14 protein-coding genes are annotated in these 13,081 nt (G+C 73.9%); 10 read left to right on the top strand and 4 right to left on the bottom strand.

The genetic code is table 11. The annotated features are described in order from the left end of the window. The first annotated feature begins 55 nt into the window (after positions 1-55). From msrA to AB0J24_RS02475, 7 genes are all read left to right on the top strand, one after another. A complete protein-coding gene (msrA, locus tag AB0J24_RS02505; RefSeq protein WP_358674221.1) occupies positions 56-568 on the top strand; it encodes a peptide-methionine (S)-S-oxide reductase MsrA in 513 nt (170 codons plus the stop codon). A 240-nt stretch (positions 569-808) separates the two neighbouring features. Then, on the top strand, positions 809-1,402 hold the full coding sequence (locus tag AB0J24_RS02500) for a hypothetical protein (protein WP_358674218.1): 594 nt from the start codon (positions 809-811) through the stop codon (positions 1,400-1,402). Positions 1,403-1,440: 38 nt separating this feature from the next. After that, the gene (locus AB0J24_RS02495) at positions 1,441-2,082 is read left to right on the top strand and encodes a dienelactone hydrolase family protein (protein WP_358674215.1); all 642 of its coding nucleotides are present in this window, start codon (positions 1,441-1,443) and stop codon (positions 2,080-2,082) included. Between the two features lie 235 nt (positions 2,083-2,317). Continuing rightward, entirely contained in the window at positions 2,318-2,677 is a 360-nt protein-coding gene (locus AB0J24_RS02490) for an FAD-dependent oxidoreductase (protein ID WP_358674212.1), read from the top strand. A gap of 83 nt (positions 2,678-2,760) precedes the next feature. Further along, positions 2,761-2,940 (top strand): hypothetical protein, encoded by a 180-nt coding sequence (locus AB0J24_RS02485; protein WP_358674209.1) that lies wholly within the window; start codon positions 2,761-2,763, stop codon positions 2,938-2,940. After that, complete coding sequence (locus AB0J24_RS02480) at positions 2,937-3,764, top strand: ABC transporter ATP-binding protein (RefSeq protein WP_358674206.1); 828 nt, start codon at positions 2,937-2,939, stop codon at positions 3,762-3,764. The genes AB0J24_RS02485 and AB0J24_RS02480 overlap by 4 nt, the downstream gene beginning before the upstream one ends. 6 nt (positions 3,765-3,770) lie before the next feature. Next, a complete protein-coding gene (locus tag AB0J24_RS02475; RefSeq protein WP_358674203.1) occupies positions 3,771-4,682 on the top strand; it encodes an ABC transporter permease in 912 nt (303 codons plus the stop codon). 108 nt (positions 4,683-4,790) lie between these two features. On the opposite strand, the gene AB0J24_RS02470 is transcribed toward AB0J24_RS02475, so the two are convergent. The 4 genes from AB0J24_RS02470 to AB0J24_RS02455 all read right to left on the bottom strand — a co-directional run bounded on the left by AB0J24_RS02470 (position 4,791) and on the right by AB0J24_RS02455 (position 9,239). Next, a complete protein-coding gene (locus AB0J24_RS02470; protein ID WP_358674200.1) occupies positions 4,791-5,414 on the bottom strand; it encodes a TetR family transcriptional regulator in 624 nt (207 codons plus the stop codon). Beyond that, positions 5,407-7,281, bottom strand: a complete 1,875-nt coding sequence (locus AB0J24_RS02465; RefSeq protein ID WP_358674197.1) for an MDR family MFS transporter — start codon at positions 7,279-7,281, stop codon at positions 5,407-5,409. The genes AB0J24_RS02470 and AB0J24_RS02465 overlap by 8 nt, the downstream gene beginning before the upstream one ends. Positions 7,282-7,359: 78 nt before the next feature. Beyond that, the gene (locus AB0J24_RS02460) at positions 7,360-8,610 is read right to left on the bottom strand and encodes an ATP-binding protein (RefSeq protein WP_358674194.1); all 1,251 of its coding nucleotides are present in this window, start codon (positions 8,608-8,610) and stop codon (positions 7,360-7,362) included. Next, entirely contained in the window at positions 8,607-9,239 is a 633-nt protein-coding gene (locus AB0J24_RS02455; protein WP_358674191.1) for a response regulator transcription factor, read from the bottom strand. The genes AB0J24_RS02460 and AB0J24_RS02455 overlap by 4 nt, the downstream gene beginning before the upstream one ends. A 134-nt stretch (positions 9,240-9,373) precedes the next feature. Here AB0J24_RS02455 and AB0J24_RS02450 point away from each other — a divergent pair, with 134 nt between their 5' ends. The 3 genes from AB0J24_RS02450 to AB0J24_RS02440 all read left to right on the top strand — a co-directional run bounded on the left by AB0J24_RS02450 (position 9,374) and on the right by AB0J24_RS02440 (position 13,079). Continuing rightward, complete coding sequence (locus AB0J24_RS02450; protein WP_358674188.1) at positions 9,374-10,417, top strand: iron ABC transporter substrate-binding protein; 1,044 nt, start codon at positions 9,374-9,376, stop codon at positions 10,415-10,417. 125 nt (positions 10,418-10,542) lie between these two features. Beyond that, positions 10,543-12,027 (top strand): ABC transporter permease subunit, encoded by a 1,485-nt coding sequence (locus AB0J24_RS02445; protein ID WP_358674185.1) that lies wholly within the window; start codon positions 10,543-10,545, stop codon positions 12,025-12,027. Next, the gene (locus AB0J24_RS02440) at positions 12,024-13,079 is read left to right on the top strand and encodes an ABC transporter ATP-binding protein (RefSeq protein WP_358674182.1); all 1,056 of its coding nucleotides are present in this window, start codon (positions 12,024-12,026) and stop codon (positions 13,077-13,079) included. Before AB0J24_RS02445 ends, AB0J24_RS02440 begins: the two co-directional genes overlap by 4 nt. The last annotated feature ends 2 nt before the right edge of the window (positions 13,080-13,081 follow it).

The raw sequence follows: 13,081 nt of genomic DNA, 5'->3' as shown, positions 1-13,081 counted from the left end.
CATCCCGAGCCGACGTGCCGTTCTAGCGGACGAACCCGAAACAGGAGGCCCTGAGATGACCGAGACCGCGATCCTGGCCGGCGGCTGCTTCTGGGGAGTGCAGGAGCTGCTCCGCAAGCGTACGGGCGTCGTCTCCACCCGGGTCGGCTACTCCGGCGATCCGAACACGCCGAACGCGACCTACCGCAACCACGGTGACCACGCCGAGGCCGTCGAGATCGTCTTCGATCCGGAACGGATCAGCTTCCGGGAGATCCTGGAGTTCTTCTTCCAGATCCACGACCCGACGACGAAGGACCGGCAGGGCAACGACATCGGCCGCAGCTACCGCTCGGTGATCTTCTACGCGAACGACGAGCAGCGCCGGATCGCCCTGGACACGATCGCCGACGTCGACGCCTCGGGGCTCTGGCCCGGCCGGGTGACCACCGACGTCGAGCCGGTGGGCGAGTTCTGGGAGGCCGAGCCGGAGCACCAGGACTACCTGCAGAAGTACCCGTACGGCTACACCTGCCATTTCCCGCGGCCGCACTGGGTGCTGCCGAAGCGGACGGCGAACACGGGCTGACGCTCTCACCGCACGGGCCGGGCCACGGGGATCTCTCCGCGACCCGGCCCGTTCTGTCGGTCGGCGCCCGCCCGGCTGGATGCGCCGTGCACCGGTTCACGCGTGATCCTCGTCCCGAGGGGGCTGTAGCGGCCCCACATCGAGGGTATTTCTCTGTGCACAGACCAGCGCTGTTGCGGCGTGCACGAACCACCGGTGTCACGACGCGACCGTGGACCGGAGCTCGTGCGAGGAGAGGCCATGCGTACTGCGGACGAGCCCGGCCGGGCCGGCGCACCCCCGGGGGAGGGATCCGCCGACCGGCTGCGGCGCAGCACCGCCCGGTGGGAGGACGTGCTGTGGGCCGGGCTGGGCCTGCTCGTCGTCGCAGGTCTGGTGGCGGCCTGGCTCGCCGGCTCCGCGGCCTACCGGGTCGTCGCCGAGCGCGGGACAGCGGAGGCCGCGGATCGGACCGCGATCGAGGCCGTCGTGACGGGGCGGGCCAGCCCGCCGGGTGATCCGCAGGTCGGGCTGCAGGCCGTCACCGTCGCCTGGACCGCACCGGACGGGTCCGAGCGGACCGGCCGCACCTCCGTCCCCGGCCTGCGCGAGGTCGGGGACCGGGTGACCGTCTGGGTCGGCGGGGACGGCGTGCTGACCGGGCCGCCGCTCACCGCGGCGGACGCCGGAGCGGTCGGCCTCGGTGCCGGTTTCCTGACCCTTGTGCTGTGGGGCGGGTTCGTGCTGGGCGCCGGGTTCCTCGCGTTCCGCTGGACGACACGCCGGTTCGCCCGCGCCTGGGAGCTGGACTGGGCACGCGTCGAGCCGCAGTGGACCGGTCGCCGCACCGGCTGACTGCTAGCGTCCCGGATCGCCTACCCCGGGAGGATCCGATGGCGGACGTCGTCGTTCTGCACCACGCACTGGGCCGCACGCCGGGGGTGCGCGGGTTCGCCGCGGACCTGGCCGCCGCCGGGCACACGGTGACGGTGCCCGATCTGTTCGACGGCCGCACCTTCGACACCGTGCAGGCCGGTGTCGAGCACGTCCGGTCGATCGGCTTCCCCGCACTCGTCGAGCGGGCCGCGGCCGCCGTCGCAGACCTGCCGCCCGAGCAGGTCTACCTCGGCTTCTCGCTGGGTGTCGTCGCCGCACAGCGGCTCGCGCAGACCCGCCCGGGCGCCCGCGGCGCCGTCCTGTGCCACGCCTGCCTGCCGTCGTCGGAGTTCGGCGGGTGGCCGCCCGGGGTGCCGGTCCAGGTGCACGCCGCCGAGCACGACCCGTGGTTCACCGGCGACGGCGACGCGGAGGCGGCGCGGGCACTGGTCGCCGAGGCGCCGGACGCCGTGCTGGCGCTCTACCCCGGTGACGGGCATCTGTTCGCCGAGCCGGCGTCGCCCGACCACGACCCGGTGGCCGCCGCTCTGCTGCTGCGCCGGGTGCTGGCGTTCCTGGCGGCACCGGTGCGACCCGGCCGTGCCGGTGCCCGAGCCGCGGGCAGGACCGACGGTCCGTCGACCCGAGCGCCCGGATGAGGGCTCCGTCCGGCCGTGCCGGACGGCCCGGGTGAGCCCGGGCCGATGGTCGAGCGGGTGGTGGCACACCGACCTCGACGCCGACCCGGCCCACCGCTGGCTGCGCGACCTCCTCGTCGAGATCGCCGGAGCCGTCCAAGAACCCGCTCTGAACAGGGACTATTCGCCGCATCGATGATCGGCAGGCGGAAGCTCTATTTCCGGAGCCGTCGCTGCCGTGCCTAGCGTGTGAGCCATGCCTCATCCGCTCATCGACCTGCCGGTGCGCACCGTCGTCCGGCACGCCCCGGTCAGCGACGGCGATCCGGCGGAGCACGCCGTGGCCACCGACGTCTGTGTGGTCGGTTCCGGCATCGCCGGGCTGTCGGCCGCCGCTGAGTCCGCCCGGCTCGGCCGGCGGGTGGTTCTGGTCGACGCCGCGCCGGAACCCGCCGAGCTCGCCGGCCGGGTGGCCGCCACGGCGCGCGAGTACGGCCTGCGCCGCCGCGACGGCCTGGCGTCCTACTTCCCCGGCCGCGCCGGGCCGGACGGCAGCGTGCACGACCTCGACGCCGCCGAGCTCACCGGTCGTGTCCCGGAGAACGTCGACGACTGATCCCGGCCCGACCACCCCGCCACGAGGAGACCGGCGACGATGCCCAGTCCGAGTACGAGGGAGCCAGCCGCGGTAGGTGCGGCGTGATCCTCACCGACGACGAGCGCAGGATGCGTGACGGCGTGGACGGCCCGGCCGTCGCCGCGGCGACGGACCTGCTGATCCGGTATGCCACCGCGCCGGACGCCGAGCGGCTGTGCACCGTGCGCAACGTGGCCGGGACGACCGCGCAGAGCGCTCGACCCGAGGAGGAGGCGGCATGACGCAGGACATGGCACATCGCGCGGCGGGGGAGCTCGCCTCCCGGGCGGTGGGGATCCGGGTGTCGGGCGTGGACAAGGTCTATCCGACCCGACGGGGTGAGGTGCACGCATTGTCCGGGATCGACCTGGAGGTCGGCCGCGGCGAGTTCGTGTCGCTGGTCGGCCGGTCCGGCTGCGGGAAGACGACGCTGCTGCGGATCCTGTCCGGTCTCCTGGCGCCCTCGGCGGGGACCGTCGAGGCGGGAGGTCGCCCGGCGTGGGTCGCCGGGCGGCGCGACGACGCCGTGTTCGCCGAGTTCGGGCTCGTCTTCCAGGAGGCGAACCTGTTCCCGTGGTTCACGGTCGCCGAGAACGTGGGGCTCCCGCTGAAACTGCGCGGGGCCGGGAGGGCGGCTCGACGGACGCGGGCGGCGGAGCTGTGCGCCACCGTGGGCCTGTCCGGGTTCGAGGAGTCCTATCCGCGGGAGCTCTCGGGCGGGATGCGGCAGCGGGCGGCGATCGCCCGGGCGCTGGCCTGCGATCCGTCGGTGTTGCTGATGGACGAACCGTTCGGGGCGCTGGACGCACTGACGCGGGACCGGATGAACCTGGAGCTGCAGCAGATCCACGCCGTGTCCGGGGCGACGGTGGTGTTCGTGACGCACTCGATCCCGGAGGCGGTGTTCCTCGCCGACCGGGTGGTGCTGCTGACCCCGCGGCCAGGGCGGATCCGGTCGGTCGTGCCGGTGGGGCTGGTCCGGCCGCGGTCGGCCGGAGTGGAGACGCACGCCGAGTTCGGGGAGATCGTGGCCGGGCTGCGGCGCGAGCTGGACCGGGAGGACTGAGACGCGATGACGACGGTCGAGCGGAGTGAGCAGGTGCCCGAGCAGGGCAACGATGCCGAGGTGGGAGGTGCCCGGCCGGGCGTGGACGGGCGGGTCGCGACGAGCCCGGGGGGTCCGGATCCCACGGGCCCGAACGGCGAGTCCGTGTGGATGCGCCGGCTGCCGTGGGTCTCGGGACCGGTGATGCTGGCGTTGCTGCTGGGCGGCTGGCAGTTCGCGGTGTCGGTGGTCGGGGTCTCGGAGTTCATCCTTCCCGCGCCGGCTGCGGTCGGTTCGGCGCTGGCGGAGCTGTTCGCGGGCCCGGAGATCTGGGGCCACGTCGGGATCACCCTGTTCGAGGTGCTCGCCGGGTTCGGGATCGCACTCGTCGCAGGGGTGACGGTCGGGGCGGTACTGGGACGCGTGGTGTGGCTGCAGCGCGCGGTGCAGCCGGCCCTGGTGGCGTTGCAGGTGGTACCGAAGGTCGCGTTCGTGCCGATCTTCGTGATCTGGTTCGGGTTCGGCCCGACGTCGAAGATCATCATGGCGGCACTGCTCGCGTTCTTCCCGATCATGTTGAACGTCATGCTGGGCGTCCGGTCGGTGGAGCGGGGGCACCGTGACGTGATGCGGGGCCTGGGGGCCGGTCGCTGGGCGACGTTCCGGAACCTGGAGCTGCCCTCGACGCTGCCGTACGTGTTCGCCGGGGCCGAGGTGGCGATCGTCTTCTCGGTGATCGGGGCGATCGTGGGGGAGTACCTGGGCGGTAGCGCGGGCCTGGGCTTCCTGGCCGTGTCGAGCCTCAACGCGCTCGACGCGCCTCGGCTGTTCGCGGTGATCGTGCTGCTGGCGGTTCTGGGTTCGCTGCTCTACCTGGCGGTGACCACGGCCAAACGGCTGGTCATTCCGTGGCACGAGTCCGTCTCCACCGCCGTGTGACGGCGCGCCGTCGCTCTGCCGGTTCGCCACGGATCCAGCACGGTGCGGGTCGAGCCGTCCCGTCGCCGTCCGGCGGGACCGGCCGGGCCGGCCGGTCCCGGGCCGGGGTCAGGCCGGTGCCGCAGTCACCGCACGCAGGCCGGCGTCGAAGTGGGCCATGACCTCGTCGACGAGCTGGGGCAGATCCGGGTCGCGCGGATCGGCGCCGTGGTCGCCCAACCAGTGCTGCACGGCCACCCGCAGCCCGGTGACGGCGGCTGCGGCGACCAGCATCGGATACAGGTCACGGGCCGGGTCCGCACCGGTGCGCGCCACGACGGCCTCGGCCAGCGCCCGCTCCTGGGCCACGAACGCGGCCAGCTGGTGGGCCAGCAACGTCGGGTGCCCACGCAGCACCCGCATCCGCAGCACCCGCTCGCGGTGCTGGGGGTCGGCCACCACGGCGTGCAGCGCGTGCCGCAGCGACTCGGGCACCGGCTCGTCCGCCGGTCGCGCGGCGAACGCCTCGACCAGCACGTCGGTCGAGGTCGCGTTGCCGGCGACGACGGCTTCCTCCTTGGACGTGAAGTAGTTGAAGAACGTCCGTGGCGCGACGTCGGCCGCATCGGCGATCTGCTCGACGGTGACGTGCTCGAGGCCGTGCTCGCTGCACAGCCGCAGCGCAGCGGCGGCCAGCGCGGTCCGGGTGGCGGCCTTCTTCCGCTCGCGTCGGCCGGGGGCGCACTCAGCCACGGTCGGCCCCCACGTTGTGCCGGGCCGGGGGATCGGCCGCGGCGCGGAGCCCCCCGTCGTCGGGATCGAGATCGACGTCGAGGCGCAGGCCCTCCTGCGGGACGGTCACCCGGTGTGCGGCCGGTCTGCCCTCCCAGCGGTAGACCGTGGAGACGGTGCCGGTCGCGACGCACAGCCGGTAGCGGCCTTCGGCGTCGGCCCGGGTGCTGCCGAGCTCGGCGCCGTGCCCGTCGAGCACGGTCAGCACGGCGCCACCGGCCGGCGCCCCGTCGGCCCGGACCACGCCGTGCAGCACCGGGCCGGGGGCGTCACCGTGGGTCGGCTCCGCGGGCAGGTCGAGGGTGTCGCGCAGCGGCACCTCGCGCAGGGCGACGATGGCGAGCAGGGCCAGGAACGCCAGCGGCGCGGCCACCAGGAAGATCATCGCGGTGGCGTGGCCGTAGGACTCCATGACGATCGCGCGCACCGGCTCGGGCAACTCGCCGAGGTTCGGGACCTGGCCGCCGCTGACCGGGCCCGCCCCGTCGGCCAGGCCGGTCTCGGCCAGGCCGGCCGCCGTCCGGCTGCCGACCACCGCGGCCAGCAGCGCGCCCAGCCCGGCGACGCCCGCCGAGCCGCCGAGCGACCGGAAGAACGTCACCGTGGAGCTGGCCGACCCCATGTGCCGGAGCGCGACCGTGTTCTGCACCGCGAGGACGAGGTTCTGCTGGGTGGCACCGACGCCGAGCCCGATCATCGCCATCGTGAGGGCGACCTGCCAGTACGGGACCGTCGAGGAGATCACCACGCCACCGAGCGCGAGGCCGGCCGTCAGCACCACCCCGCCGGCGACCAGGTAGCGCTTCCAGGCCCCGTAGCGGGTGATCAGCTGACCGGTGAGGGTCGAGGCGAGGAACATGCCACCGATCATCGGCAGGGTCAGCACACCGGCCTCGGTCGCGGTCGCGCCGCGGGCCAGCTGGAAGTACTGCGAGAGGAAGATCGTCGAGCCGAACATCGCGACGCCCACGAACAGGCTCGCCACGGTCGCCAGGACCACGGTTCGGTCCCGGAACAGGAACGGCGGCAGCACCGGTTCCTTCGCCCGCCGTTCGACGACGACGGTCAGCGCCAGCAGCAGGAGCCCACCGACGATCAGGCCGATGGAGATCGGCGAGGTCCAGGCGAACTGCTTGCCGGCCAGCGACATCCACAGCAACAGCGCGGAGACACCCGCAGCGATGAGGAACGCACCCAGATAGTCGATCGTGACGTCGTCGCGCTTCACGGTGGCGACGTTCAGCGTGCGTTGCAGCACCACCATCGCGATCGCGGCGAGCGGGACACCGACGAAGAAGCACCAGCGCCACCCCAGGGGGGAATCCACGATGATGCCGCCCAGCAGCGGTCCACCGACGACCGCCAGCGACATGATCGCCGAGAGGTACCCCATGTAGCGGCCCCGCTCGCGCGGGACGATGATCGCCGCGATGACGACCTGGGTGAGGGCCTGCAGACCGCCCATCCCGAGCCCCTGCAGTACCCGGAAACCGATCAGCTGTGAGGTCGACACCGCCAGCCCGCACAGCAGGGAACCGATCAGGAAGATCCCGATCGCCGCCTGGACGAGCAGCTTCTTCGAGTAGAGGTCGGCGAGCTTGCCCCAGATCGGGGTGGAGGCGGTCATCGCCAGCAACGCGGCCGAGACCACCCACGTGTACTCCGCCTGGGTGCCGCCGAGATCGCCCAGTATCCGGGGGAGCGCGTTGGAGACGATCGTGCTGGACAGCACACCGACGAACAGCGCCATGAGAAGACCGGTCAACGGGAGCAGCACGTCGCGGCGGTGCGCAGCGACCTCCTCCGCAGAGCGGGTAGTTGATGTCACGCAACGACTGTACGGGAGAACGGTGCAGTGTGTGCAAGTTTGCCGGATGTGCTTCGGTGCACATCATGCATCCGCAGGTCAGGTCGCGGGCAGCTCCACCACGACGGTGCTGCCCGCACCGGGGGCGCTGCGCACGGTGACCCGGCCGCCGGCGTCCTCGGCGGCGCGACGCACCAGGGGGAGGCCGACGTGGCCGGGCACCGGGTGGGCGTCCGGGTCGAAGCCGGTGCCGTCGTCGGACACGGTGAGCCGGGCCCGGTCGCCGACGACGGCGAACCGGACCGTGATCCGGCTCGCCGAGGAGTGCGCACGCGCGTTGCGCAGCAGCTCTCCCGCCGCCCGGTACAGCAGTACGGCCGACCGGTCACCCAGTCCGTCCACCGTGCCGATCTCGACCGCAGCGACGGGCTCGTCCGCGGCGGCCAACGCGCGTAGCGCGCCGGGCAACCCGGCCGCATCGATCTCCTCGGGGAGCAGCTCGTCGAGCACCGAGCGGATCCGGGTCATCCCGTCGCCGACGCTCTCCCGGGCACGGGAGAGCAGCTCCGGGCGGGCCGGGGCCAGGTCGAGCATCATCCCGGCCGAGGCGAGACCGGGCAGCACGTCGTCGTGCAGCCTGCGGGCCAGGTCGCGGCGGGCCAGCTCACCCGCGGCCAGCCCGTAGAGCGCCGCGTCCCGCCGTTCGGCCCGCTCCCGGTCCCGGCGGCGGGCCAGCGCGACCGACAACGGCAGCACGGCCAGTGCCACCGCGAGCAGTCCGGCGATCACCGGTGGCACGAGCAGGCCGAGCGCGCGGACGGTGGCACCGTTGATGTCCACCGGGACATAGACCTCCAGCCGGGCGGGCCGGCCGGCGGCATCGGTGAAACCGAGGAACACCTCGCGCTGGTTCGGGCCCGGTTCGTAGCGGTGCTCCTCGTCGACCGGGACGTCCAGCACGACGGCCGCGCCGCCGTCCAGCCGGGCGGCGAGTTCCGGGTCGAACCGGCGGGTCAGCCCCTCGATCTTCGGCTCGTCGGAGAACACCACCCGTGCCGAAGGCCCCTCGACCAGCCAGATCTTGACCCGGGTGACCATCCCGACGGTGCGGAACGGGGCGACGTCCTCCAGTAGCTGCTGGCGGGCCTCCGGCCCGGCGGCGTCCAGGTCGCGGTCCGCCAGCGGGACGACGACGGCCGCAGCGACCCGGCGCGAGATCTGCTCGGCCCGGCGTTCCGCTTCGTCGTGGGCCAGCCACCACACCCCGGCCACGACCAGTGCACAGACCAGCAGGACCGCGGCCAGGGTGGCGAGCGCGTGCCGGAGCAGGGTCCGGCGGACGACGGTCACGGCGGCGCGGGCGGTCGTGCGGGCGCCATCGGTTCGCCCTCGGGGTCGAACGCGACCAGCCCGACCCGTTCGGCCTCCACCACGGCCTCCAGTTGGGAGCGGGCGTCGAGCTTGCCGAGCAGTGCGCGGACGTGGTCGCGCACGGTGTGCAGCGAGAGGCCCAGGCCGACGGCGATCCGGGTGACGTCCCTGCCGTGGGCGAGGCCGGACAGCACGTCCGCCTCGCGCGGGGTGAGGTGCGGCGCGTCCGTGGTGGTCACGCCGTGCGCGGTGCCGCCGTCGGCGACCGCGCGGACGGCGGCGACGATCCCGGCGAGCGGCGTGTCCTTGCCGAGGAACCCGGCGGCCCCGGCGGCCAGCGCCTCCCGGGCCGGGGCAGGCCGGGGGTGTGCGGTCAGTACCAGCGCGCGGGCCCCCGCCTCGTGCACATCGGGCAGCAGCGACAGCCCACCGCCGGGCAACCGGACATCGAGCAGCACCACGTCGACCGCGCCGGCGGCGAGGAACGGGCGAGCATCGGCGACCGAGTGCGCCGCGCCGGCCACGGACAGGTCGCGTTCGCCGGCCAGCCCGAGGGTGAGCAGGTCGGTGAACGATCGGTGGTCGTCGACCAGGAGAACCCGCACCACTCTGAGCACCCCCTCAATTCTCGGGAGATCCGGGAAACCTGGCCAGAGGTTAGCCTCCCCTCGCCCTGATCGGGAGTGATCGGACACTCCCGGCTTTCCGGGCTGGTACGACCGAACTTCGGAGGACCCCCAACGTGACCCGATCGACGAGACGCGGCATGTTCGCCGGCGCCCTATTGACCGTCTCCCTGCTCGTCACCGCTTGTGCCGGTGGCGGAGGGGACGCCGCCCCGGCCGAGCCCACGGCGGCGGACGAGGGGACGCGCACCCTCACCCTGTACTCGGGTCGGGACGAGGAGCTGGTCGGCCCGCTGATCCAGCAGTTCCAGGAGGCGTCGGGGATCACCGTCGACGTCCGCTACGGCTCCACCACCGAACTCGCGGCCCAGCTCGCGGAGGAAGGCGACGCGACACCGGCCCAGGTGTTCCTCTCCCAGGACGCGGGCGCGCTCGGCGCGCTGAGCGAGGCGGGCGCGTTCGCGACGCTCCCGGCCGAGACCAGCGGAGCCGTCCAGGCCCCGTACACCTCGACCGACGGCAGCTGGGTCGGCCTGACCGGGCGGGCCAGGGTCGCCGCGTACAACACCTCGATCCCCGAGGCCGAGGTCCCGGCCGACGTCACCGAGCTGACCGACCCGCGCTGGCGGGGCCGCGTGGGGATCGCGCCGACCAACGCGTCGTTCCAGGCGTTCATCACGGCGATGCGGGTCAGCGACGGCGAGGACGCCGCCCGCGAGTTCCTGGAGGGGCTGCGCGCCAACGACGTGCAGAGCTTCGAGAACAACGGTGCCATCATCGAGGCGGTGAGCAGCAACGCCATCGACGTCGGACTGACCAACCACTACTACTTCCTCGAGGCCGAGGTGCCGCCGCCGAACGCCGCCATGAAGTTCGGTGCCCCCGGCACCGTGAGCGCGCTGGTCAACGTCACCGGTGCCGGCATCCTGAGCGGTGCGGCCGATTCGGCCGAGGCCCAGGAGCTGGTCGCGTTCCTGGTCTCCGAGCAGGCGCAGGAGTACTTCGCCACCGAGACCGGGGAGTACCCGCTGATCGACGGCGTGCCCTCGCCGGAGGGTGTGCCCGCGCTGGCCGACCTGCAGGCGCCGGACATCGACCTCGGGCAGCTGCGTGACCTCGAGGGCACCACCCAGCTGCTGACCCAGGTGGGCCTGATCTGACCGTGCTGCACCGCCCCGACGTCGCGGATCCCGCGGTGTCGCGACCGGGTCCGCCGGAGAACATCTCTCCGGCGGGCCCCCGCGCGTCTCCGCGCCCTCCCCGGCTACTGCTGGGTGCGGCCGCCGTGGTCGCCGCACTCGCCTCGATCCCGTTGGTATGGCTGTTCGTCCGGGTGGGCGGGGCCAGTACGGACCGGGTCGCCGAGCTCCTCGTCCGGGAACGGACGGTCACCCTCGCCGTGAACTCGGCGGTGCTGGTGGCGTGCGTGTCGGCGGGCTGCCTGGTGCTCGGCCTGGTGACGGCGACGCTGCTCGCCCGGGTCCGGCTGCCCAGGCCGGGACTGTGGTGGGTGCTCGCCGCGCTGCCGCTGGCCGTCCCGTCGTACCTGCTCTCGTTCGCCGTCCTGGCGATCTCGCCGACGGCCCAGGGACTGGGGCCGCTGGTGCTCGTGCTGGTGCTCGCGTGCACCCCGTACGTCACCCTGCCCGCCGCGGCCGCGCTGCGCACCGCCGACACCGGGCCGGAGGACGCGGCCCGGACCCTCGGTCGCGGTGCGCTGGCCGCGTACTGCAGGGTGACGCTCCCGCAGGCGCTCCCGGCTGCGCTGGCCGGGACGCTGCTCGCCGCGCTCTACACCCTGTCCGACTTCGGCGCCCCGGCGATGCTGCGCTACGAGTCCTTCACCTGGGCGGTCCGGGCCGCCTACGAGGGCTCGATCGACCGCACCGCCGCTGCCGTCACCGCGCTCGTGCTTGCCGCGCTCACCCTGCTGCTGGTGGTGGCGGAACGGGTCGCCCGGCGCCGTTTCACCCGGGCCAGGGCGACGACCGCCGTCCGGCGGGTGCCGCCGGTCCGGCTGGGCCGCGCCGGAACGGCTCTCGCGGTCGGTGGTCTGTCGGTGGTCGCCGCGGTGACCCTGCTCGGTCCGCCGGCGGCGCTCATCGCCCGGATCGTGCGGGCCGGCGGGGTCGACGTCGACTGGGCGAGGCTGGTCTCGGCCGCCTGGTCGACGCTGATGCTCTCGGGCGCGGCCGCGCTGCTCGCCGTGGCGCTGGCCGTGCCGGTCGGGGTGCTCGCCGCGCGGTACCGGGGCCGCACGGTCTCCGCGGTGGAGTCGCTGTCCTATCTCGGCCAGGGGCTGCCCGGCGTGGTGGTGGGTCTGTCGCTGGTGTTCTTCTCGCTCGCCGTGCTGCCGGGGCTGTACCAGACGGCGGTGGTGCTGGTCTTCGCGTACGCCGTGCTCTTCCTGCCCAAGGCGATCGGCGCGACCCGCTCCGCGGTGGAACGGGTGCCGCCCGAGGTGGAGGAGGTCTCCCGCACGCTGGGCCGGTCGGCGCGCGCCACCTGGTGGGCGGTGACGGCCCGGCAGGCCTGGCCCGGGGTGGCGACCGGCGGGCTACTGGTGATGGTGACGGCGATGAAGGAGCTCCCCGCGACGCTGATGCTGCGTCCGACCGGGGTGGACACGCTGGCGACCCTGCTGTGGGGGAGGACCGCGGTGGCCTCCTACGGCGCGGCCGCCCCGGCGGCGCTGGCCCTGCTGGTGGTCGCGTGCGTGCCCGCGGCGCTGCTGGTGCGGGCGGGTACGAGCCGGGAGGAACGATCATGACACTCGAGATCAACGGGATCGTCGCAGGGTACGGAGGGGAGCCGGTCCTGCACGGCATCGACCTCGCGGTCGGGGTCGGCGAGCTCGTCGCGGTGCTGGGCGCCTCGGGCAGCGGCAAGACGACGCTGCTGCGCGTGGTCGCCGGGCTGCACCGGCCGGACGCCGGCACGGTGCACCTCGGAGGTGACGACGTCACCGGGCTGGCTCCCGAGCGCCGCCGGGTCGGGCTGGTCCCCCAGGAGGGGGCCCTGTTCGCGCACCTGACGGTGGCCCGCAACATCGGCTTCGGGCTCGTCCCTCCCGGGCTCGCCCGACTGCGCCGCCCCGCCGGTGCACGGGCGTCCGCCCGGGCCCGGGTCGAGGAGATGTTGGAGCTGGTCGGACTGACGGACAAGGCCGACCGGATGCCGCATCAGCTCTCCGGCGGGGAACGACGACGGGTCGCGCTCGCCAGGGCGCTCGCCCCGCGGCCGCAGGTGGTGCTGCTCGACGAACCGTTCTCGGCGCTGGACAGCGGACTGCGCGAGCAGGTCCGGGGCGAGGTGGTGGAGGCGCTGCGGGCCGCCGGCGGCACCGCCGTCCTGATCACCCACGACCGTCGCGAAGCGCTGTCGGTGAGCGACCGGGTCGCGGTTCTGCACGCGGGACGGCTGGAGCAGACCGCCGAACCCCGCGAGCTGTACGCTGGCCCGGCGACCGCGCGGGTCGCCGGTTTCGTCGGCGACGCGGCGTTGCTGCCCGCTACGGCGGCCGGTGACCGGGTGCGGACGGTGCTGGGTCCGGCGTTGCGGCGTCCCGGGGTCACCCCGGACGGGTCCGTCCTCGCGGTGCTGCGCCCGGAGCAGCTGCGGATCACCGATGCGGACGGCCCCGAGGGGAGGCCGGGCACCGTCGAACGGGTGGAGTTCGTGGGCGACGCGCTGCTGGTCACCGCGCAGCCCGACGGTGGGCCCGCGGTGCGGGTCCGGGCGGAGCCGGGCGCCGGCTGGCGGGCCGGTGACCGGTGCCGGTTGTACACCGACGGGCCGGTGCACGTCGTCCCGGTGCCCTGACC

Source organism: Pseudonocardia sp. NPDC049635 (assembly GCF_040659795.1).
Taxonomy (GTDB): domain Bacteria; phylum Actinomycetota; class Actinomycetes; order Mycobacteriales; family Pseudonocardiaceae; genus Pseudonocardia.
Note: the sequence above shows the minus strand (reverse complement) of the source record. Positions and strands in the feature narration are given on the sequence as shown.

What these genes read in the sequence shown, in the direction of transcription:
- AB0J24_RS02480 (WP_358674206.1), top strand. Translation starts at nt 2,937, where the DNA reads ATGACGCAGGACATGGCACATCGCGCGGCGGGGGAGCTCGCCTCCCGG.
- AB0J24_RS02495 (WP_358674215.1), top strand. Translation starts at nt 1,441, where the DNA reads ATGGCGGACGTCGTCGTTCTGCACCACGCACTGGGCCGCACGCCGGGG.
- AB0J24_RS02440 (WP_358674182.1), top strand. Translation starts at nt 12,024, where the DNA reads ATGACACTCGAGATCAACGGGATCGTCGCAGGGTACGGAGGGGAGCCG.
- AB0J24_RS02475 (WP_358674203.1), top strand. Translation starts at nt 3,771, where the DNA reads ATGACGACGGTCGAGCGGAGTGAGCAGGTGCCCGAGCAGGGCAACGAT.
- AB0J24_RS02500 (WP_358674218.1), top strand. Translation starts at nt 809, where the DNA reads ATGCGTACTGCGGACGAGCCCGGCCGGGCCGGCGCACCCCCGGGGGAG.
- msrA (WP_358674221.1), top strand. Translation starts at nt 56, where the DNA reads ATGACCGAGACCGCGATCCTGGCCGGCGGCTGCTTCTGGGGAGTGCAG.
- AB0J24_RS02490 (WP_358674212.1), top strand. Translation starts at nt 2,318, where the DNA reads ATGCCTCATCCGCTCATCGACCTGCCGGTGCGCACCGTCGTCCGGCAC.